The sequence below is a fragment of the Bacillus velezensis genome, assembly GCF_001461825.1.
In the GTDB taxonomy this organism is placed as follows: domain Bacteria; phylum Bacillota; class Bacilli; order Bacillales; family Bacillaceae; genus Bacillus; species Bacillus velezensis.
This window is the reverse complement of record NZ_LLZC01000019.1, coordinates 591,810-613,318: the sequence shown is the minus strand read 5'-3', so window position 1 is coordinate 613,318 and position 21,509 is coordinate 591,810. Positions and strand designations below refer to the sequence as shown.

Genomic DNA, 21,509 nt, shown 5'->3' with positions numbered 1-21,509 from the left:
CTTTATATCCTGAGTGCGCTCCGTCTGTCCGTCCGAAGAAGGGGCTCGAGAAATCTTGAGCTGCGCGCTGTTTTTCCCCGCCTGTACGCGGGACAAGATACATATAAATGCTGCATGGCCCTTGTCATTGCGACATACAGAAGCCGTCTTTCTTCTTCGAGCGGAGCGGGATCGCCCTGTCTCGCCGTCTCAAGCGCGAAGTCATGGGGGATCGAGCCGTCAGCCGCGCCTAAAATATAGACCGTATTGAATTCAAGACCTTTAGAGCGGTGAATGGTCAGCAGTTCGACGCCGTTTTCATCAGTTTTCAGATTCTCAGCGGCGCGCATATGATCGACATGCGCAAGAAAATCGGGAATCGTTTTGAATTTTTTGGCGGCCACTTTGACATCCCTGAGATCATCAGAGCCTTTTTCCAGTTTGTTCCCCTCATTGCCCCGTTTTTTTAAATACTCGGAAAAACCCATTTTGCTTTCTGCAAAGGTGATGGCTTCAACCGGCTTCATTGTCCGGATGCTTGCGAAAAACGGAACGATCTGCTTGATCTTCCCTATTTGAAAAGGCTTCAGGTTAGGCAGTTTCGTCAGTGCCTTAATCATCGTGCAATCTTCCGTGATTGACAGCGCCTTTAACGTTTGCAGGGCGGATTGCTTTAAAAATAAGGCGGGCAGCAGGTCTTTCACCGCATCCGGATCATCTTCATTCTGACTCGCATATAAGTAGGCGAGGATCTGGCGTACGATTCTGCGGCTGTAGAACGTCTGCACACCCCTGTCGGCATGATAAGGAATCGATGATTGATGCAGTCTTTCATAAATGGCCCGTCCGGCGCTGTTTGTCCGGTAAAGCACGGCAAAGTCGTCAGGACTCGCCCCGTTTTGAATCTTCTCTTTCATATCCGAAACGATCATGGTCGCTTCTTCTTCTTCATCGTAAGGATAAAATATCACGGGATTGTGAACGCCGTCTTTGACGGCAGAAAGTGTTTTTTCATACCGTTTTTTATTTTTCTTTACGACGGCATGAGCGCTTGAGACGATCGGATGCGGCGATCGGTAATTTGCCGTTAAGTAAATGGTCTTTGCAGCCGGATAATCCTTTTGAAAATCTAAAATGAAAGACGGGCTGCTGCCGCGGAACGCATAAATGGATTGGTCGTCATCACCCACGCAGCACAGGTTATTCTCAGGGCTTGCGATCATTTGCATAATGTTGTACTGGACAGGATTGATATCTTGAAACTCATCAATCAAAATATGAGAAAATCTGTTTTGGTACTGTGCGAGAATATCAGGCCGGCTTTGAAACAGTTCATAACAGCCTTGGGCCATGTCATCAAAATCAAATTGCCGTTTTTCCCGCTTTTGCCGTTCGTAATGTTCGTAGAGCCTGTACACTTTTTTCTCCCAGTCGTCCGCAAGCGGAATGGTCTCATGGGGGAGATATGTGTTTTTCCAGCAGCCGATAAGCTGAAGCGCCTGGTCGACGGGAAACTCTTTTTCATCCAAATTTTCTTCATAGAGCGCCTTTTTCACATATTGCTCTTTTTGCCACTCCATTTTTAAAAGCTGGCTGCCGTTCCATTTTGAAGAATCATAGTGATAGAGTATTTTATAGAAAAAGCTGTGGAATGTTCCGGTCACGAGACGGGAGACTTTTCCGGCTGCCAGACCGTACTCATTCGCCATCCGCTCTTTCATTTCGGCGACGGCTTTTGTCGTAAAGGTCACAAGCAGCATATTCTCAGGTGAAATGCCGAGGTGTTCAATCATATGGGCGGCGCGTGCTGTCAGCACCCTTGTTTTTCCGCTTCCCGCTCCGGCAAGCACTAACAAAGGTCCGTCCGTTTCAGTAACTGCCTTCATCTGTTCACGGTTCAGGCCGATGCCGGGGAACAAAGATGTATCAGCCGCCTCGGATGTTGGTGAAAACGGTTCGGCCGCAGGCACTTTTTTCGGGCTTTTCCATTCTGAGACGATCGGTTTCGGATTCTCTGAAATCGCTTTTCCTTTCGGCAGGCGGAACATGCCGGCTTTCTTATACTCTTCTTTTTCTTTCTCCGCTTGCGGTTCCTCGGCCGCGCATGCTTTTTCACAGGCGGTGAAGTCTCCCTTTTGCCGGTGATAAAATGCCGGCTGCTCTAAAATCGAAAGCCGCATCAAGACGGGCTGCTCACAATGTGCGCAAAAAATATTTCCTTTCTGAGCTTCTTCAAAAAGGAATTGGTAATGTTCTCTAGAATATTTATGTAAATGTATCGTTCGGTTATTCATTCGGGCGCATTTCAAAAAGGGGTCCTCCCATTAAAAGGTGTTCATCCATTTGATAGACAAAGAATATCATAACAAAAGAACCGCGTTTCAAAAAGTAAGATTAAGGGAAATGAAAAGCGAAGGGGAGGGGTACATATGATTTATGCAGGACGGATTCAAAACCAGCAGTATTCTCAATACGCAAACCGGGCAGCGGGTTATAAGCCTGATTACGCCGGCATTACGAAAGCAGCCGCCCTCGCCAATGACAGGGTGTACAGAGAGGTGGAACGCCGCCAGGAAAACACCGCAGCCGCAGAAAAGAAAGTACTTGAGGAAAAACGTAAGCGCTCTCTTTCCCGTCTGCCGCAAATCATGGGAAAAGGCCGGTTAATAAATCAATACGTGTGAAAAAGCCCGGAAATATCCGGGTTTTTTTGAGTCGTATATATGAAAGATGCGGAAAGGAATGATTCAATTTGAGAAAGCTTTCATTATTAATTGCGGGGTTATTTCTATTCGGCCTCTTTACTGCCGGAATGAAACCGGCACATGCGGCGGATGGCTCCGCAGCAAAAGATGTCACTCTCACACAGCTGGCGCCGCATGTCTGGATGCATACAAGCATCGGTACGGCAGACGGAAGTCCCGTCCCTGCGAACGGATTGCTTCTTGAGACTTCCAAAGGAATCGTACTGATTGATACTCCGTGGAATGACAGTCTCACAGAGCAATTAATGACACAAATAAAAAAGCGGTTTCCCGGAAAAAGGATGACCGATGCCATTGTGACACACGCCCATGATGATCGTATCGGCGGTCTGAACACCCTGTACAAATACGGTGTAAAGGTGCACAGCACGAAACTGACCGCCGACTTCGCCCGACAGCAGGGATATGACCGGCCGCTCGGAGATTTGAAAAACGTGACAAAGCTGCAGTTTGGCGATATGAAAATTGAAACGTTTTATCCGGGAAAAGGGCATACGGAAGACAATATGACCGTCTGGCTGCCTGAGGATAAGCTCTTATTCGGCGGATGCTTAATCAAGGCTTTAGAAACAAAGGAAATCGTGCCTACTCCGGGCTTTTATCCGGATCAGTGGCCGCGCGCCGTCCGCAAAGTCATGAAAAGATATCAGGACATCAGCATTGTCGTTCCGGGCCATGGCAGTCCGGGGGATGACCGTCTGCTGCCGCATACGATAAGCCTTCTGAAAGAAACGTAATAAAGAAGACCGGCGCTCCCATTACGGAGTGCCGGCTTTTTTTATTTCTTCCTGATTTTCATAAAACTGAGGAAAGCAAGTGCAAGCGCCAAAACGGTATATCCCGCTATCGGCCAAATATGCTGATGAAATGAAGAATAATCTCCGGATATGACTTCCTGGGCCAGCTCGATCGAGTGAATAAACGGTAAGGCATAAGCGATATGTTTGAATGTGTCACCGAGCAGGCTCACCTCCATCCAAGCCCCGCCCAGAAATTGCACGAGTGTAATATAAATCGTTCCGATACCTGAAATTTGTTTGTCCGTAAACACAGCCCCTAAACATAAACCGAAGAAAACGGACATCATCGCAATCGGCAGCAAGACAGCGATACCTGCGAGAAGATTCATCCACTCGGCGGATAAACCGGCAGCCGCTGCTGCGATAAAACAAATGACGATTTGTAAAATGGCTAACGGCAGCATCGGCAGTGCATAACCGATGACATAATCGGCTGTTTTTAAAGGGGAAGCAAACAAACGGGTCAAAAGGGCGGTCTGTTTGTCTTTTGCGATCAGCAATGCAGAGAACATCGTAAGGAAAGCGAAACCGAAAACAATGAGTCCGGGTGCTAAGTGCTGAATTTTAAAGGTATCAAGCGGCGCATTTTTTTCAATCGCCGTAAACAGAAACAATAGAATAACAGGCAGTGCGATTCCAAGGATAATAGACAGGGGGTCACGAAAAATTTCTTTGCGGTTGCGAATGGCGAAATCAAGCATAAAGACCCGCCTCCCCGTCACAAATCGCTAAAAAGGCATCTTCAAATGTGGCTGAATGAGTTTGCATTTTCAGAGCCTCCGCCGTGCCCAGTGCTTTTAAAGTCCCATTTTCTAAAATGCAAATACGATCTGCCAGGGCTTCAGCCTCTTCTAAATAGTGTGTCGTTAATATAATCGTCATGTCTCCCTTTAATGCCTCAAGATTTTTCCACAACTCGCGGCGTGAACGGACGTCCAGCCCTAATGTCGGCTCATCTAAGAAATAAATATCCGGCTTGGTGATCATTCCCATTGCGATGCTGAGGCGGCGCTGCATTCCTCCTGATAATGTTTTTGTTTTTGCTCTTTCTTTCTCTTTTAATTGAAACAATTCGAGCATCTCATCTGTTCTTTTTTTTGCTTCTTTTTTCGGAATTCCGTAGACTCCGGCTATAAACTCTAAGTTTTCCCGTACGGTTAGATGAGGAGCGATGGCTGTTTCCTGCGGGGACATATTCAATTTCGGTTTTATTTTATCCAAATCAGTCAAAATACTGTGTCCAAGCACTGATGCATCACCGTCATCCGGAGAAAGAAGTCCGCAAAGCATACTGATTAATGTCGTTTTTCCGGCTCCGTTCTCACCGAGTAAAGCGAAAACTTCCCCTTTCTCAACTGAGAACTCAAGACGGTCAACGGCGGCGGTTTCTTTATAATGTTTCGTTAATTGCTTCAGCTCAATCGCGTGCATTTACTCATCCTCGCTATCTTCATCGATTTGCTTAGCGTTTAAAATATCTTTTGCAAATTCGAAAAAGAGTTCTTGTTTTACAAGTGCGATACCTTGCTGGTCATCCCCGAGCATAAGCAGTGAGTCCCCCGGATTTATATCGAAAACATCTCTTGCTTCTTTAGGAATGACAATCTGTCCTTTTGTACCCACTTTAACAGTCCCGAATATGTGTTTTCCTTTTGGTGCCGTCATGTTTATCCCTCCGAAATATGAATTGTATTTTTTGTATGAATTGTAATACTTCGTATACTAAACATACATTAACCTTCCATAAAATGCAATAAAATTCATGAAATAGTATTATTTTCATAAAAAAAGCACTCCTGCTATAAACAGGGGTGCTTTTGATTTTATCGTTTGTGTTCCTTTATCATTTCCAGATGGGGGATGCCCGCATCGAGAAATTCTTCGCCGGATGTGACGCGGTAGCCTTGTTTTTCGTAAAACGGAACCGCCTGCGTCTGCGCATGTAAGAGAAAGCTGTCGGCGCCCTTGGCTGCCGCCGCTTTTTCAAGCGCCTGCATAATGATGGCTCCGACGCCTAAAGAACGATGGCTTTTCATCACGCAGATGCGTTCTAATTTTCCATGTCCGTCTTTCATGCGCCATCTGCCGGCTCCGACCGGCTGGCCGCCGTCATATATGACTATATGTTCTGACGTGTCCTCGAATTGATCAATCTCTTCTTCTTCCGGAACGTGCTGTTCTTTAACAAAGACCTCTTTTCTGACGAAAAAAGCGTCGTTCAGCTGTTTTTCAGTTTTTGCGATGATGGATTCCAAGCAGCTTATTCTCCTCCGCCTAATAAAAATGTTTCGTACACAGTCCATGAGCCGTTATCCAGCTGATAGAGCAGGTGAAAACGGTCGATGACTTCTTCGTGGGAAATGTCCTGCATTTTCAGCTGTCCGAGTACGTCGGAATGTTCATCTGACGACAGCTTCTGGCCGACCGTGACATGCGGAACGAAGCTGTATTCCGGCTCGCCGGATAATGCTCCTGAGTAGCATTTCTCACTCAGAGATTTTAATTCCTCCGTCGGTTCTGCTTTCATATATATCACATTATTCACAGGAGAAAACGAGCTGTATTTTGTGATTTTCAGAACGAGCGGATGCGACTCTTTCGCCGTCTGTCTCAGCTGTGATACGACCTGCTCGATTTCCTGTTCTGTCGCTTCAAACGGATCTCTTACCGTCAGATGCGGCGGAATGAGCGCGTAGCTCGGGTCGTAGCGTTTCCGGTACGAATTTGCGAGATCCTGTAATTTTTTTGATGGAAATAAAACAATACCGTATTTCATGAAAGTTCCCTCCTTAAATGAATGGTTACAGCATTTTTTTCAGCGCCGGCGTGATGAGCGGCTGCCAGTAGGTCCATTTATGATCCCCGTCGAAGGTTTCATACGTGTATTCGGACTGTTTGCTTTCCAGCAGCTGTTTGAGCTCTTCGTTCGGCGCGGTGAAATCAAGAACCTGGCCGTCCGTCGTGTGAACGGCGGTTTCTTTTTCTCCGATTTGATGATAAACGGAAATCTGTTTGAGATCCTCCGACTGCCGGACGGCATCCAGCACGTGCCCGTCAACATACGGAGACTGCATGATGACGTTTCCAAACATGTTCGGATAGTCAATCGCCGTCATGAGCGAAACGGTTCCGCCGAGGGAATCCCCGATCATCGTGCGGCCGTATCCGACTTGATAAGTCGGGTATTCTTTGTCGATAAAAGGAACGAGCTCATTTGCGATAAACCGCTTATATGAGGCGAACTTAGAGCCTTCTGGATGGTATGTGTTTCTTCGCTCCCGCACATTTTTATAAGGGACGCCGATAATGATGCAGCGGTCAATTTCCCCTGTTGACATAAGCTCTTCCGCCTGCCGCCCGATTCTTCCTAATCTGAAATAATCATGGCCGTCCTGAGCGATGACCGTATGATATTTATAGAGAGGGGAGTAGGTGGCGGGCAGGTAGACCAAAACGGTCATTTCCTCTTCAAGCTCATGGGAGAAAAGTTTTTTCTCATGAATGATTCCGTTTTTTGATGCCACATCGCATTCCTCCAGGCCGCTTCTTATCTTGATGGTTTTTTCCTATTGTACCATGAATTATTAGAAATTTCTTTCTTCAGGTGCACTTCTTGCGAGAGTTCAGATAAATAAAAAGTTGTTGAAATCCATTTTATTGTGCGTTAATATAGAACAATCAGAAAATACAAAACAATATTCTTATCACGAGAGGTGGAGGGACTGGCCCTTTGAAACCTCAGCAACCGGTTTGCTTTGCCGCGGGAAGGCAAAGTGCCAAGGTGCTAAATCCAGCAAGCGATTCACATGCTTGGAAGATAAGAGGAAGAGAAAAGCTCCTTCTTCTTATGAAGAGGGGGCTTTTTTATTTTTGAAAAAGGATGGTGCTTACTGATGACGCAGCATGTTGATACAAAATTAGCCCAAATCGGAAATAGAAGCGAAGAAGCAACGGGAACGGTCAGTCCGCCGATTTATCTGTCCACCGCTTACCGCCATAGAGGAATAGGAGAATCTACAGGTTTTGACTACGTGCGCACGAAAAACCCGACACGCCAGCTCGTCGAAGACGCCATCGCCGTGTTGGAAAACGGTGCGAGAGGATTTGCCTTCAGCTCGGGAATGGCAGCCATTCAAACCATTATGGCATTGTTTAAAAGCGGGGATGAATTGATTGTATCCTCCGATTTATACGGAGGCACGTACCGTTTGTTTGAAAACGAATGGAGAAAATACGGCTTAAGCTTTATTTACGATGATTTCAGCGATGAAGACTGTTTACGCTCCAAAATAACGGAAAACACGAAAGCGGTATTTGTTGAAACGCCGACAAACCCGTTAATGCAGGAGGCGGACATTGAAAAAATTGCCCGGATTACGAAAGAAGCCGGCCTGCTTTTAATTGTGGATAATACGTTTTATACCCCGGTGCTCCAGCGCCCGCTTGAACTGGGAGCGGACATCGTCATTCACAGCGCCACAAAATATTTAGCCGGGCACAATGATCTTCTTGCCGGTCTGGCTGTCGTTAAGGATGAAGAGCTCGGCGAGATCATGTTTAATCACCAAAATGCGATCGGCGCGGTTCTTTCGCCGTTTGATTCGTGGCTTTTAATGAGAGGGATGAAAACACTCGGACTCAGAATGCGCCGTCATGAAGAAAACGCTCGTGAACTTGCAGAATTTTTAGAACAGGAAAAAGAAATCGCCGACGTATTATATCCCGGAAAAGGCGGAATGCTGTCTTTCCGGCTGCAAAAAGAGGAATGGGTCAATCCGTTTTTAAAGGCGCTGAAAACGATCTGTTTCGCAGAAAGTCTCGGCGGGGTGGAAAGCTTTATTACATATCCCGCGACGCAGACGCACATGGACATTCCGGAAGACATCCGTATCGCAAACGGCGTCTGCAACCGTCTGCTGCGTTTTTCAGTGGGCATTGAACATGCAGAAGATTTGAAGCGGGATGTCAAGCAGGCATTACAGCAAGTAAAAGAGGGGGCCGTATCATATGAGTAATCACAATTGGACGCTGGAAACCCAGCTTGTGCACAATCCATTTAAAACAGACGGAGCCACCGGAGCCGTCAGCGTCCCGATCCAGCATGCTTCCACATTCCATCAGTCTTCATTTGAAGAATTCGGGACATATGACTACAGCCGCTCGGGCACACCGACAAGAACAGCGCTTGAGGAAACGATCGCAGGTCTTGAAGGCGGAACGAGAGGTTTTGCTTTCAGCTCCGGTATGGCGGCGATTTCGACGGCATTTCTGCTCTTATCCCAAGGCGACCATGTCCTCGTCACGGAGGATGTGTACGGCGGAACATTCCGCATGGTGACTGAGGTTCTGTCCCGTTTCGGAATCGAACATACCTTTGTTGATATGACGGATATCAACGAAGTGGCGCGGAATATCCAGCCGAACACAAAGGTCATTTATATGGAAACACCGTCAAATCCGACGCTCGGCATCACGGATATTAAGGGCGTCGTCAAACTGGCAAAGGATCACGGCTGTCTGACATACCTTGACAATACATTCATGACGCCTGCTCTGCAGCGTCCGCTTGATCTCGGCGTTGATATTGTGCTTCACAGCGCAACAAAATTCCTGAGCGGACACAGTGACGTGCTGTCAGGCCTTGCCGCCGTAAAAGATGAAGAGCTCGGCAATCAGCTGTATAAGCTGCAAAATTCATTTGGAGCGGTGCTCGGCGTTCAGGACTGCTGGCTCGTATTGAGAGGCTTAAAAACATTGCAGGTCAGACTGGAAAAAGCGAGCCGGACGGCTGAGCGGCTGGCTGCCTATTTTGACGGGCATCCCGCCGTCAAAAACGTTTACTATCCCGGCCTTGCCGGACACCCGGGAGCCGATACCCATAAACGTCAAGCGAGCGGAGCGGGCGCCGTCCTGTCCTTTGAATTGGAAAGCAAAGAAGCCGTCAAAAAGCTGGTCGAAAACGTATCGCTTCCGGTATTTGCCGTCAGCCTCGGCGCCGTCGAGTCCATTCTCTCATACCCTGCAGCCATGTCGCATGCCGCCATGCCGAAAGCAGAGAGGGAGAAACGCGGCATCACAGACGGCCTTCTGCGCCTGAGCGTCGGAGTCGAAAACGCCGAAGATTTAGAACGGGACTTCGAACAGGCATTGAAAAAAATAACCCCCGCCCAAGTGAGATCATAAACGAAAAGGGCGCCGTCAATTTTGCGACGCGCCCTTTTTTTTATTTTAGATAAAAAAAGTGTTGACGAATGAGAAATCAGGATATATAATTATAAATGTCAGAGAGACAACAACATACCCAGCAACACATACATATCATGATTCCGTAGCTCAGCTGGGAGAGCGCTACCTTGACAGGGTAGAGGTCGCTGGTTCGAGCCCAGTCGGAATCATAGCCAAAACCCTTGCGCAGCAAGGGTTTTTTACTTTTTATTGAAACAGCTCTAGAGGCTTACATTATTTCAGTAAGAAGGGCAAGGAAATGGCATTGATAGCTATTATGCACTGAAAACCGAAAATTCGTCAGACGGTTCCTAATGAGTTCTCCAGATAGTAACTGCGGATCGAAAACAAAGTGAAACTTGAAGCGGTATTAAGTAATAAAAAGGTCCCTTGAATTTCAAGGGACCTAAAGTTTCAATCATCACTCTTATACCTTTGGGGGATCTTGTCTCTCCAATCGAGTATAAGTTTTTTGAATTTTTCTGTCTCCATGGAGCTTCTATCGTTTTCATTTTCTGTATAAAGGTGTTCTATGACTGTTTGATCTTCTTTTATATATGCAATGGTTGTATTTAGTTGAATCTCATATTCTTCAGAAGAACCATCCAATACATCTTGAATCAATTTCAAGTATTCATCAGCTTCATCTACTGAAACAATGTCTTCAATGAAATCAGAAAAGTATTCTAACTCTGCGGGGAGAATTACTCGTAAGTATCCTAAATGATCTCTTTTACATTCAAATGAATATTCCATAATAAAATCAATCATTCCCTTGGTTTTTTATATAAAGGATATGCAGTAGCTATTGAGCCATCTTTATTAATATACATCTCTACATCTAATACAGCCGATATGGTTTAGCGACTTTTTGTTCATCAGAGAGATGGGAAAAATCCCATAAAATGAGATTAAAAGAATATAAATTAAGTCCATTATTATGGGTTTTTTTATTACCCTCTTTTTCTGCAGTTTATACCACTTCAATTTATCTGTCATCAAAAATGCGGTCGAACGATTCAGTCCATGTTTGTTTTGAAGACATACGGCATTTACGGACTAAAAACGAAAGCGGAGCTAGAAGTGAAATTGAAATTATAAAAGAAGCCCTTCTTATAAGAGGGCTCTTTTTCTAACTATGTTGTTTTAAGGTGTTTTTTAATTTGTTCAGTGACTTGCTTAAGCCATTCTAATGGAGTTATATCATCTTCAGGAAAGTATATGCCATCCGCTGCTTCCTCTATAAATTCATTCTTGTCTTCTTCTGAATAATCACTATTTACAAACTCAGTTAGTGCTATTAAATCTCTTTCTTTTAGTTTTTGTGATGCTTCATTTAAATATTTATCAAGTGCATTTGCCGGAGACTCTATTCCTTGGTGGAAATGTCCACCGAGAAATCTAAATACAGGATCAGAAACTTTAATTTCAATCATTACTTATCACCACCAAGAAATGAACTTCAAATCTGAGAAATGGTGCGTATCGTTATTCTATATAACTTTCTGCTATATCAATATCGTTTGTCATTTCTAAGTCAGGGCACTTTTCATCTAATTTTTTTAAACAATTAATAAGTTCTTTACTGTGCAAACTTTCAGCTAAATCTTCAAATACCTCACTGACCCAATATAAATCTGTTTATTACAATTTTCTAGATAGCTGATTGTATTTTCTTCGTTTTCTGAAAGCACTTCAATTATTTCATCCCAACTTTTTTGAATGCCATAGTCATCATTAAGATTAAGTTTTTTTCTTTTAATTAATATATCTTTCATTTTTTTCTCTAAATTCATATTGATTCTCTTAACTAAGAAGGGCTAATATTTTCATATTGCTTTTCCTATTGTTACATCTCCATCATGGAAAAATTCAATAACATAACCAGATTCGCTGAACATGAAGGTATCTGAACCTACAGCAGTTACATCATCAATTACGTTTAAGGCGTTGTCTAAGCTGGTTTTTACAGCTGGATAATCACCGTAAGCCCAAAGGAGAATAACAGTTTTATTATCTATTTTATTCTCAACTAACCATTCATCAATATCTTCAGCGTAATCAATAGATCTGTGATAAGTTACTTCATCCCATTTAATTCTTCCCCATGATGTGAAGGGGAAACTTTCGCCAAGATGCTCATGATATTTACGTGTCTCAGAAATAGTGAGGACTTCTTTGTTATCTCCAAGAGCTTCTAGACATTCTTCGTATAAGGTCATATTAACACTTCCTATTTATTTAAATGTTTTAAAAGGGATTTATAAGTATCTTCGTTTCCGTTAAAAGGTATATAATATTTCTTTGCCATATCTCCTTTTCCATTTCTATAATCCTCAACATTTATATGAGGTCCCTTTTCGGGATCATAATCTAATCTCCAAAGGACTTTATTATCTTCAGACATTCGGCCAGTAACTTTACCAAAGCCTGCGCTTTTAGATAAAGTACCTATAAAAGGCTTTGAATCTATTCCTAAATCACCAATTAGATTTAGCGCCTCATTTCTAGCTTGTTCATATGTGTCTACCTTTGGAAGCGCAACTTCTCTTGATTTTTTGGAAAGGCCTTTTTTAACTGCCTTGTTTTTTGATGACTTACCATTGATTGATTTAAAGAGTACCCTATCTTTAGTGGAATCGGCTATTCCTTTTAGGAGTGGTGTATTTTTTACGTTAATAGTATGCTCAGCATCTTGAAGGATTCCTTCTAATGCAGGAGTATACCGATTGACAGGAGATTTGTAAAACTGTTTTACAGACTTTCCGCCTTTCTTAATTGTGCCGCCAGCTTTAGCAAGATCTTTTGAGCCTGTTGAGACAGAGGACTTTCCGCCTTTCAATAACAGAAGACTTCCGCCCAAGTAAGTAACATAGTGCATCCGTGTATATGCATCGCCGTGAATCATCTTTTTATCCCAATCATCCTTCAATGTGTCAACCATACTTTGAAAGACACCTAGATAGTCGTATTCCAGAACAGTATCCAGAACTTTTTGAGGATCTTTGTTTAAGTTGTCAATTGTCCAACCAATATTCCGTCCGAGTTGAAGTGCTCCTTCACCGGTATCCTTGGCAAGATCGTATACACCTACAAGCAGACCTTTGGCGCCATCACCTATGATTCGCAATGCTTCTTTTCCGTTATCAATGAAAGCTTTACGCTGTTCCAGAAATGAAACAAATTCAAGCTGTTCAGGGGTGAGATTCTCATAGCCAACCTTTTTGGCGATTTCTAAGTATTCATCCGGATCAGTGACTCCATCGGCCAGCTTTTTCTTCAGATCCTTGATTTCCCGCTCTTTCGCTTCTTCCTTTTTAATCGTCAAATAAGCATCCGAATGCCTAGCAATCTCGCCTTTTTTCTTATGAATATCACTTTCACGGTACGCCTTGGCATTGTAATGAAGCGGCGTGGCGCTTTTTCCTTTGCCCGTGGCGTTTTGGAGCTGCTGGAAGTCGGCCTGGATGAACTGTTCGTTTGCTTCGGTTTCTGCGTATTCTTTCGTTAGATCGTGGTCAAGCTTGCCGAGCTTATGTATTGTTGCGCTTCTTTTTTTGTCAGCTGAAGAAAGCTCCTGATCCGTGCTTTCGGTTGAAAACAATTCGAGCGAGATGATGTCTTTGATCTCTCTGAGGATGGACCCCATGTCTTTTTTTTGCCCTTCCATAATTGCCTTTGATTTACTGAGGGCGTGGGTGAGCTCGTGCTCCAGAAAAGATTCTTCCACATGCGAACCGGAAAGTCCGGCATCTTCGACTTTGCCGGGAAGGCTTGTGAGAAATGCGATTTTCATATCGATCAGATCAAGCCAGCTGTCTGTGACGCCGGCGTGGTCCTTGAAAAAAGCTTTAATGTTATTGGCGCCCCGGCCTGAGAAGTCGCTGTCACCGAGGTCAGCCATACCTTGAAACGCTTTTTTCAGATTGACCATCTGGCCGCGCAGTTTTTTGTATTCATCGGCACGCTGTTTGGCAGCGGCGAGGAGGGTGGTTGCTTCGAAAACTTTCATGACCATAATCCTTTCATTCGAAATACTTCAACAAGATTTTACCATGGAGGAATGTGGAATAAGGTCAATGTACTATCTAAAATGGTAAAATGAATCATTTGACCCACTTCTTTGTCCTTTTAATTATGTGATTAAGCATTTGAGAAGAGAGCTTATGGATGGGAAACCGGAGTGCAGGAATTACTCGGCAGTGTTTGAATGAATTGGAAATATTAAGCCAGTTAAAAGGCTGGAACATATTTTTAGATAATGAATTGTAGTGTGTAAAAGATGAAAATGGCGTAATTCAAGATGCAGGTGAGTTATTAACCGGAATTGATATATTAACGGAAAATAATGTATAATGTACCGGGCAGCTTTGAACTCATTGAATGTGATGAACATGAAGAAGTGGAAAGTTTTTATAAGATAAATCCTGACTGAAGAGACTTAATTGAATGAAAGTTAACATAAGTCTATTTACCCTGTTCTTTTTTAGGAGGAAGGTATGTAAATATTAACAATAATTGAAATCGCATTAGTGGCAACTGTATTAGGTTTATTTGCATGGACTTTTAAAAAAGAGAAAAATACTGATGAAGATGTATTAAATTATGCTAGATATATGATTTATTTGCTTGTAGCTGAAGTTGCATTGTATGCCGTGTTTCAAATGGTTTAAGTTTAAACACGTCTTTACTCTAACAAAGAGAGATGTGAACAATGATAAATATCTTAACTAATATCTTAAAAAATGACAGATTAGATGAATACCCATTATTACATAGAGAGTCTCGATTTCTAGGGTAGCATATAGTGTTCTAAGTGATGATAAGGGTTTAAAAGAAGTATTTTTTAGAGAAGAAGAGTTTATTGGAATGAGATGATGGCATTTGACTAAAAAAATCAGAGACAGAATGCCCCGTTTTAACCTATAAATCTAATGATTAAACACTGGAGGTTTTTGTATGAATAAAATTACCAATACTGGCAAGATGCAAGATATTGGTGGTATTAAGCTCTATTACGAATTTTTTGAAAGGCAAAATGAAAACATTACAGTCATATTTGAATCAGGGTACGGATGCCCTTCTGCTTCTTGGGACCCTATAAAAGGTGAAATTTCAAAATTTGCGCAATTTTTCATCTACGATAGAGCAGGTTTAGGAAAAAGTGAAAAAGACGATAGACCAAAAGACAGCAAGCAGTCTGTTGAAAATCTTCGTACTCTTTTACAAAATGCGAATATTAAACCACCATATATGCTCGTAGGGCATTCATTTGGAGGAGCAAATGTAAGATTATATGCTTGTACATATCCAGAAGAAGTAGCAGCGGTTATTCTCTTAGATTCCTGCCATGAAGATCAAAACAAAATTATGCCACCACTATTCAGTGAAGAAACAAGATCTCTTTACTTTAATCAATTTTCGGTAGAAGGTTCTTTAAGTGAAATTCAAGATAGTTTTGAACAAATAGACAAATGCACATCATTAGGAGATATCCCACTTATAGTTGTCAGCGCTGGTTTACAGTCTTATCATACAACTGAATCCTTCGCTGCGTGGAATCTATTTCAAAGAGACTTTCTGCGTTTATCAACAAATAGCAAACATATTGTTGTGAAGAATGCATCACACGGTCTACATGTTGATCAACCCCAGATTATTGTTGACATTATTAAAGATACATTGAAAGAGATACAAAAATTAGTTTAGTTAAAAGCAGTAGATGAGGGCAGTCTTGTATTGGTTAGAATAGGTAGCAATCCTTAAACACCGTATCAAAAGCGGCTGGATTGCACGGAATGGAAAATTCTATAAAGCAATACGATAAAGAGTAAACATTTTATTTAGACATTATTTCTTAGAGGAGAAAGCTTATGAATTTACTTAATTGGACTTACATTATATCTACAATTATAGGAGCTGATGGGTTCATAAGTTTATTGTGGTTCTCTTATTTTAATGATAAAGGTGAAAAATAAAGTAGAGCATTGGGTTAAATTTGTATATTGACTATGAAGATCAACGCTAAAAAGTAAGGGGGGGATTAATGATGACAGAAGATTTTTATTGCGATGAAGTATTAAGCGGAAAAACAAAAGTAAATAAAGTTTTAGAAACCGAGAATGTATTGGCGTATCATCATACAAGACCTTTTTGGCCGGTGCATATTGTTGCTATTCCTAAAAAACATATCTCTTCTTTAATCACTTTGGAAGAAGACGACAATGAACTTTTACTCGAGTTGCTGGGTGTGATTAAAAAGGTTGCAGCGAAGGTGACAAAAGAAAGTGGTTCTTGCAGGGTGCTTACAAACTTAGGAGATTATCAGGATTCAAAGCATCTGCATTGGCATATAGCTTCAGGAGATCCATTGAGATAAAAGAATCCTTTTAAAGTGAAAATAAATTCCAAAGAAACTCCAAGGAGCAGTAAATAGCCAAAAATTGAGGATATAAAATGAAATTGTATAATGAATTTATAAATATAGCTAAAACTCTTAATAAAGAGTTAGACATTACCCCATTATTATATGGCTCTTTAGGTCTTGAAAAGGTAACTGGGTTGAACTTTTCACCAGAAGATATTGACATCCTTATTCCTTTAATATTTTTAGAGGAAAAGTGGGAAAAACTTAAAAAAATTATGGAACTGCAAGGATATAAATTGGTTGATTTACATGAGCATGAATTTAGGAAAACTAATACTAAAATAGGCATTGCTTACATTGAGGATTTAAAACCATTTGCAGATGTAGATTATCATAACCTAGGGGTTTTTGAAGATGACGGAGCCAAATATCATTTGCTGACTATTGATGATTACCTCAAGGTTTATAATATGTCTTTATTAGATGGATATAGAAGAACAAAGAAGAGTAATAAAGATCAAAGTAAAATTAACATATTGAATAAACTGATACAGTATTAATTAAATATTTGTACATTAACATGGCGGCAAAATCATCACCTCTTCAATCCATTTTTGCATCTCTTCGTTTGGAGTTCAATAAAGAAATATCGGCCGCATACTCAAGACCCCCTCACCATTAACTTTGAGGGGGTCTATTTTTATTTATCTTATTAATTTGGAATATGCGTTGACTAACAATCCATATTCAAAAAGATCAATTACTTTTAGATTCACCGTTCTTTTTGTTCTCGGCAATCTTTTTGTCGACTAAATCACTTTGTTCAGGTTGAATCGGTTGTTAGAACATCATGTGATGCACCTCCTTTACAAAGCATACACACATATGAGAGGGCTGAAATTCACCCGTATGAATTGGGATACGGCTTTTCGCATGGAACCAACATGTGGAAACTGGTCAACAGCTTTAGAAATTTCATCCTAACAGGGAAGTGCGGCAAGCATTGGGAATATAAAGGAATATAGGCTTGCAGCTATGAAGGATGTATGAAAATCCGTCAGATGGCGGTGTCGTGACAGTTCGAATGCGAGTGTATGGAACTTCCCGTTCATCCGGAGTTATGTGAGAGGGACGAAAAGACTTTTTTTGAGGAGGAAGCGGAATGATTGAATTTACACGGCTATCACCTATGAAGAAAACATGCACGATGCACCCGGAAAAGGAATCTGTCAGATCGGTTTCGTTTACTGATTTTAACGGCAATTCTGTAACAGTAACACTTTGTCAAATGTGTCTGGCTGAATTAAAAATGAAAGCCGCGACTGAATACAGGAGCATGACCGAGGAGCGGGCCAAACAGAATCGTTTCAAGATTGGTGATCATGTGTATTTAGAGCATTTGGGAATAGTCAGCGAGATAAAAAACATGGAAGGCGTTCAAGTGGCAAACAGGACAGACGCAGACGGAGTGCGGAAGGCTACCCCTAAGGAAATCGCAGAATACAAAAAACAGGGGAAGCAATAACAAGGAAAATTCTATCAGCGGTATTACTAACGGGAGCGGCGGCCGGATGTTTACGGATGCGCGACTTACACGGCGGAGAGGAGGAGAATTCAAACTACGAATGTGAATTGATCAAACGCAGTTTCATGAATCTCCGAAGGCTTTCATCCGAAATTTGGGTGCAGTATGGGAAATTTTTTTTGGAAACTTGACATAATGCTGTCAGGTCCCTATTGTATGATTAAATGAATGGCCAGTAAAAATATAGGAGGCGTTCAATATGAAGTTGCTGCAAATTAGACTATTGGTTAATGACTTTAAGAAAAGCGTCGAGTTTTATAAAGATTTATTAGGACTTCCAATAAGTTGGTTAGAGAAGGAAATGGAATATGCACTTTTCGATAATGGAGAAACGAAAATAGAGCTTTTATCTCGAGAAAATATGGCTGAAATAGTTGGAGAAGAAAGAAAATCTTTAGACGGAGATGCGCAATCAAGATTTTTGCTTCAGTTTAAGGTAGAAGATGTTGATAAAACGTATGAGTATCTGCACAAGCAAGGGATTAAATGCGTCAATGAACCACATGATCGTCAGGAATGGCGTGCACGAGTTGCTCATTTCAGAGATCCAGATAATAATCTTATTGAAATATATAAAATGATATAATTTTTTTACTGGCGAGATTAAGGTAATGCGTTTGTTAACTTACTTATGATTTTTATAGTCTGCAAGAGAAACATATATAGGTCCAAGACGGAAAGCCTGCGGACTCTGATCATTGCACAGCATCACTGTGCTCTGATTGGTGTCCGTTTTTATTTGCACGGAGGGATAACAAATAGATGATGAACACGAAACATGCAAACACTTAAACGCGGCAAGGGCGGCGCATTTAATCATTCACAGGAAATATATTGACTTTCATCCTGTTTGTAATGTTAATTAGAAGATGTATACAAAATCATTTTAATGAGGAGGCCTGAATGTGAAAAATAAAGCGGGAATACAAGTTGGAATATGCATTGGACTTTTATGTTTAAGCTTTACCGGTTTCAATCCTTTATTCGGCTCAGCGCATGCTGAAGCGAAGTCTATAGAAGACACAAAAATGACAAGCTGTATAACGAATCAGAAATTTGTTCAGCTTGAGAAAAAATTTGATGCCAGGCTTGGGGTTTATGCGATTGATACAGGTTCAAACAAGACAATCGCCTATCGGCCGAATGAACGGTTTGCTTACGCATCAACTTATAAAGTTCTGGCCGCGGCTGCTGTTCTGAAGAAAAGCTCAAATGAAAAACTTAATGCCATCATCCGCTACAGCAAAGACGATTTAGTTACATATTCTCCAATCACAGAAAAACACCTGGATACAGGCATGAGCCTGAAAGAAATCTCAGAAGCCGCTGTCCGTTACAGCGATAATACCGCCGGGAACCTATTGCTGCAGCAGCTTGGCGGCCCTAAAGGTTTCGAAAAGTCATTGAAACAGATCGGGGATCATGTAACGAAAGCTGATCGATTCGAGACGGATTTAAACTCGGCGATTCCCGGGGATCGTCGTGACACAAGCACCGCAAAAGCACTGGCAACTGATCTTAAGACTTTCGCTTTGGGTAACACTCTAACGACTGACAAGCGCACGATCTTAACGGATTGGATGCAGGGCAACGCTACCGGCGACGAACTGATTCGGGCAGGCGCTCCTGCAGGATGGGAAGTCGGCGATAAATCCGGAGCCGGAAGCTACGGCACACGAAACGACATTGCCATCGTTTGGCCGCCTGACAGAGCCCCAATTGTTTTGGCAATCCTGTCAAACCGGTTTACGGAAGATGCCAATTATAATAATGCTCTTATCGCTGAGGCTGCAAAAGTCGCTCTGAATGCCCTTAAATAAACATTGCCGTTCATTTTTTATGGACGGTTTTTTATATGTTGAGAATGCGGTATGCCGGTTTCGATGTTATAATGTAAAGCCATAAAAAGATGGGAAGAGGGGGAATTTCGATGCATTACATAACGGCATGCTTAAAAATCATCAGTGATAAAGACCTTAATGAAATAATGAAGGAATTCAAAAAACTTGAGGAAGAAACGAACAAAGAAGAAGGCTGTATTCAGTTCCATGCTCATCCGCTCGAACCATCAGAACGCAAAATCATGCTTTGGGAGATTTGGGAAAACGAAGAAGCTGTTAAAGTCCATTTTACGAAAAAACATACAAAAGACGTTCAAAAACAAGAATTAACGGAAGTAGAATGGTTAATGAAAAGCAATGTGAATGAGTAAAAGGCTTTGTCTATTGTTGGCCGACTCTGTCAACAACAATCATCAGTTTCGTTCACTAAAACCCTTGCTGCGCAAGGGTTTTTTACTTTAAAAAGTTCTTTATATCGCAGTCTTTTTATGGGTAAGGAACAGACTTGGAATGAAGATGGCCGCAAGGATGATGACGGATATTAAGAATCCGGCATGGTAGCCTTTTAAACTGTTCGGAATCGTTGGCTGCAATCCTTGTATGACAGTTGCGGTAACGGTTGCGATCACAGCTGAGCCAAAGCTGGAACCGAGGTTTTCAATCATATGAATACCGACACCCGCTTCCGGAAGCTGTTTGCTGTCAAGGCCTGTATAAGCGTCACTCATTAATGGGAGCATAATTCCTCCAAAACTGGTGCCGCGGATAAATAATACGACGGAAATCCAGATCATACTTGTGTTATCGGTGATAAAAATAAGCGGGATAGATCCGATCAGCGAAAGAACAAGACTGACCGTAACCACGTATTTCGCACCGATTTTATCAATCATTTTTCCGATCAGCGGACGAGTCACGAGCATTCCGACTCCTTGAGGGATTAAAGCGAGTGCTGCTCCGACTGCCGTGAAATGACGAATGTTTTGAAAAAACAGCGGAAGTATTAACATCGGCCCCATGATGGCAACATTCGCTAAGAACAACCCGATCGAAGATGATAAGAAGCTCTTGTTTGCAAACAAATTCATAGGCAGCACGGTTTGGTTTTTCTTGATCAGATTATATACAAGATAAATGGCTGCTGAAACAAGACCGATGTCCGCCCATAAAATGGTGTCGCTATTGTTAAATGATGCATGATCCGCCGCTTTTGTAATAGCGTAAATCAATGCCGCGCTCATTAATGACAAATTGATAATCCCGAAAATATCGAGTTTACGATCTTTGTTGAATGGTTCAAAGTCTGGAATGGTTTTCATCATAAGCGGTGCGGCAATCAAAACGATGAACACGTTGATGTAAAAAATCCAATGCCATGAAGCGCCTTGGACGATGAAGCCTCCGATGACAGGTCCTAAGATCGGGCCGAAGATCATAGGGGTGCTGACGATTGCCATCACTTTTCCCAGGTTTTCCGGACCTGCCGTTTTAACCAAGAGTGTTGACATAAGCGGAGTCATAATGCCGGCGCTGAATCCTTGAAGCAAACGAAAGAAGATGAAGCTGGAAACGTCACGGCTCATCCCCGCAAAAACAGAAATGACACCAAAGGCGATGACTGAGCCGATGAAGATTTTCTTACCGTTATATTTGTTCATAAGCCAGCCGGATACGGGTACTGCAATCGCAAGTGCTAAGACATAGCCTGTAACGGACCACTGAATGGTATCCAATGTCGTGTTGAAGTCTTTGGTCAGTTTGTCGATGGCGATGTTTACCATCGTAGAGTCAAGCATTGGAGCGATTGCTCCCAGTGCAATAGCCCAGGCGGCTGTGAGAACTTCTTTTGGCAGCCGAAGTTCCTTTCTTTTATGTCTTGACATAGTATTCTCCTCTCAAAATCGCTGTCTTTGTTTCCTTGTCAACAAAATAATAGAGTGATTTTGT

23 protein-coding genes, 1 tRNA gene, 1 pseudogene and 1 riboswitch are annotated in these 21,509 nt (G+C 42.3%); of the genes and pseudogenes, 12 read left to right on the top strand and 13 right to left on the bottom strand.

Annotated elements, in window-relative coordinates:
* Positions 1-2: 2 nt before the first annotated feature.
* Positions 3-2,288: an ATP-dependent helicase gene (locus tag AR442_RS13580; RefSeq protein ID WP_053285047.1), complete on the bottom strand. Its 2,286-nt coding sequence runs from the start codon at positions 2,286-2,288 to the stop codon at positions 3-5.
* Between the two features lie 120 nt (positions 2,289-2,408).
* On the opposite strand from AR442_RS13580, the gene AR442_RS13575 reads away from it, so the two are divergent.
* Both AR442_RS13575 and bla (AR442_RS13570) read left to right on the top strand, forming a co-directional pair.
* Positions 2,409-2,663: a hypothetical protein gene (locus AR442_RS13575; protein ID WP_014417440.1), complete on the top strand. Its 255-nt coding sequence runs from the start codon at positions 2,409-2,411 to the stop codon at positions 2,661-2,663.
* A 68-nt stretch (positions 2,664-2,731) separates the two neighbouring features.
* A complete protein-coding gene (gene bla / locus AR442_RS13570; RefSeq protein ID WP_014417441.1) occupies positions 2,732-3,481 on the top strand; it encodes a subclass B1 metallo-beta-lactamase in 750 nt (249 codons plus the stop codon).
* A gap of 41 nt (positions 3,482-3,522) precedes the next feature.
* On the opposite strand, the gene AR442_RS13565 is transcribed toward bla (AR442_RS13570), so the two are convergent.
* From AR442_RS13565 to AR442_RS13540, 6 genes are all read right to left on the bottom strand, one after another.
* Positions 3,523-4,245, bottom strand: a complete 723-nt coding sequence (locus tag AR442_RS13565) for an ABC transporter permease (RefSeq protein WP_014417442.1) — start codon at positions 4,243-4,245, stop codon at positions 3,523-3,525.
* Positions 4,238-4,975, bottom strand: a complete 738-nt coding sequence (locus tag AR442_RS13560) for an ABC transporter ATP-binding protein (RefSeq protein ID WP_014417443.1) — start codon at positions 4,973-4,975, stop codon at positions 4,238-4,240. The genes AR442_RS13565 and AR442_RS13560 overlap by 8 nt, the downstream gene beginning before the upstream one ends.
* The gene (locus AR442_RS13555; protein ID WP_007409078.1) at positions 4,976-5,209 is read right to left on the bottom strand and encodes an AbrB/MazE/SpoVT family DNA-binding domain-containing protein; all 234 of its coding nucleotides are present in this window, start codon (positions 5,207-5,209) and stop codon (positions 4,976-4,978) included.
* 158 nt (positions 5,210-5,367) lie between these two features.
* On the bottom strand, positions 5,368-5,799 hold the full coding sequence (locus tag AR442_RS13550; protein ID WP_014417444.1) for a GNAT family N-acetyltransferase: 432 nt from the start codon (positions 5,797-5,799) through the stop codon (positions 5,368-5,370).
* Positions 5,800-5,804: 5 nt separating this feature from the next.
* Positions 5,805-6,320 (bottom strand): YjcG family protein, encoded by a 516-nt coding sequence (locus tag AR442_RS13545; RefSeq protein ID WP_003154969.1) that lies wholly within the window; start codon positions 6,318-6,320, stop codon positions 5,805-5,807.
* A gap of 25 nt (positions 6,321-6,345) precedes the next feature.
* Positions 6,346-7,068: an esterase family protein gene (locus AR442_RS13540; RefSeq protein ID WP_014417445.1), complete on the bottom strand. Its 723-nt coding sequence runs from the start codon at positions 7,066-7,068 to the stop codon at positions 6,346-6,348.
* Positions 7,069-7,242: 174 nt separating this feature from the next.
* A riboswitch (SAM riboswitch) is annotated at positions 7,243-7,368 on the top strand.
* 69 nt (positions 7,369-7,437) lie between these two features.
* On the opposite strand from AR442_RS13540, the gene AR442_RS13535 reads away from it, so the two are divergent.
* The 3 genes from AR442_RS13535 (at position 7,438) to AR442_RS13525 (ending at position 9,939) form a co-directional block, all read left to right on the top strand.
* Entirely contained in the window at positions 7,438-8,559 is a 1,122-nt protein-coding gene (locus tag AR442_RS13535; RefSeq protein ID WP_014417446.1) for a methionine biosynthesis PLP-dependent protein, read from the top strand.
* Positions 8,552-9,727: a cystathionine beta-lyase gene (metC, locus tag AR442_RS13530; RefSeq protein WP_014417447.1), complete on the top strand. Its 1,176-nt coding sequence runs from the start codon at positions 8,552-8,554 to the stop codon at positions 9,725-9,727. Before AR442_RS13535 ends, metC begins: the two co-directional genes overlap by 8 nt.
* 139 nt (positions 9,728-9,866) lie before the next feature.
* A tRNA-Val gene (locus tag AR442_RS13525) sits at positions 9,867-9,939 on the top strand.
* Positions 9,940-10,183: 244 nt separating this feature from the next.
* Here the strand turns inward: AR442_RS13525 and AR442_RS13520 are convergent.
* The 5 genes and pseudogenes from AR442_RS13520 to AR442_RS13500 form a co-directional block, all read right to left on the bottom strand.
* A complete protein-coding gene (locus AR442_RS13520; RefSeq protein ID WP_014417474.1) occupies positions 10,184-10,540 on the bottom strand; it encodes a hypothetical protein in 357 nt (118 codons plus the stop codon).
* 365 nt (positions 10,541-10,905) lie between these two features.
* On the bottom strand, positions 10,906-11,205 hold the full coding sequence (locus tag AR442_RS13515; protein ID WP_014417475.1) for a contact-dependent growth inhibition system immunity protein: 300 nt from the start codon (positions 11,203-11,205) through the stop codon (positions 10,906-10,908).
* Between the two features lie 52 nt (positions 11,206-11,257).
* Positions 11,258-11,565: pseudogene (locus AR442_RS20070) on the bottom strand (hypothetical protein).
* Positions 11,566-11,598: 33 nt separating this feature from the next.
* On the bottom strand, positions 11,599-11,991 hold the full coding sequence (locus tag AR442_RS13505; protein WP_014417478.1) for a CDI toxin immunity protein: 393 nt from the start codon (positions 11,989-11,991) through the stop codon (positions 11,599-11,601).
* An 11-nt stretch (positions 11,992-12,002) separates the two neighbouring features.
* Complete coding sequence (locus AR442_RS13500; protein WP_014417479.1) at positions 12,003-13,781, bottom strand: T7SS effector LXG polymorphic toxin; 1,779 nt, start codon at positions 13,779-13,781, stop codon at positions 12,003-12,005.
* Between the two features lie 947 nt (positions 13,782-14,728).
* Between AR442_RS13500 and AR442_RS13495 the strand changes: the two genes are divergently transcribed.
* The 7 genes from AR442_RS13495 to AR442_RS13465 all read left to right on the top strand — a co-directional run bounded on the left by AR442_RS13495 (position 14,729) and on the right by AR442_RS13465 (position 19,933).
* Positions 14,729-15,478 carry an alpha/beta fold hydrolase gene (locus AR442_RS13495; RefSeq protein ID WP_014417481.1) on the top strand — a complete coding sequence of 250 codons (750 nt, stop codon included), beginning with the start codon at positions 14,729-14,731 and terminating at the stop codon, positions 15,476-15,478.
* A 337-nt stretch (positions 15,479-15,815) separates the two neighbouring features.
* On the top strand, positions 15,816-16,148 hold the full coding sequence (locus AR442_RS13490) for an HIT domain-containing protein (protein WP_014417482.1): 333 nt from the start codon (positions 15,816-15,818) through the stop codon (positions 16,146-16,148).
* A gap of 77 nt (positions 16,149-16,225) precedes the next feature.
* Entirely contained in the window at positions 16,226-16,696 is a 471-nt protein-coding gene (locus tag AR442_RS13485; RefSeq protein WP_014417483.1) for a hypothetical protein, read from the top strand.
* A gap of 602 nt (positions 16,697-17,298) precedes the next feature.
* Positions 17,299-17,661: a hypothetical protein gene (locus AR442_RS13480; RefSeq protein ID WP_025649610.1), complete on the top strand. Its 363-nt coding sequence runs from the start codon at positions 17,299-17,301 to the stop codon at positions 17,659-17,661.
* A 259-nt stretch (positions 17,662-17,920) separates the two neighbouring features.
* Positions 17,921-18,307 (top strand): VOC family protein, encoded by a 387-nt coding sequence (locus AR442_RS13475; protein WP_014417485.1) that lies wholly within the window; start codon positions 17,921-17,923, stop codon positions 18,305-18,307.
* Between the two features lie 313 nt (positions 18,308-18,620).
* The gene (gene bla / locus AR442_RS13470; protein ID WP_088056525.1) at positions 18,621-19,541 is read left to right on the top strand and encodes a class A beta-lactamase; all 921 of its coding nucleotides are present in this window, start codon (positions 18,621-18,623) and stop codon (positions 19,539-19,541) included.
* A gap of 110 nt (positions 19,542-19,651) precedes the next feature.
* The gene (locus tag AR442_RS13465; RefSeq protein WP_003154950.1) at positions 19,652-19,933 is read left to right on the top strand and encodes a putative quinol monooxygenase; all 282 of its coding nucleotides are present in this window, start codon (positions 19,652-19,654) and stop codon (positions 19,931-19,933) included.
* A 99-nt stretch (positions 19,934-20,032) separates the two neighbouring features.
* Here the strand turns inward: AR442_RS13465 and AR442_RS13460 are convergent, their stop codons facing one another.
* A complete protein-coding gene (locus AR442_RS13460) occupies positions 20,033-21,445 on the bottom strand; it encodes an MDR family MFS transporter (RefSeq protein WP_014417487.1) in 1,413 nt (470 codons plus the stop codon).
* Positions 21,446-21,509 lie beyond the last annotated feature (64 nt).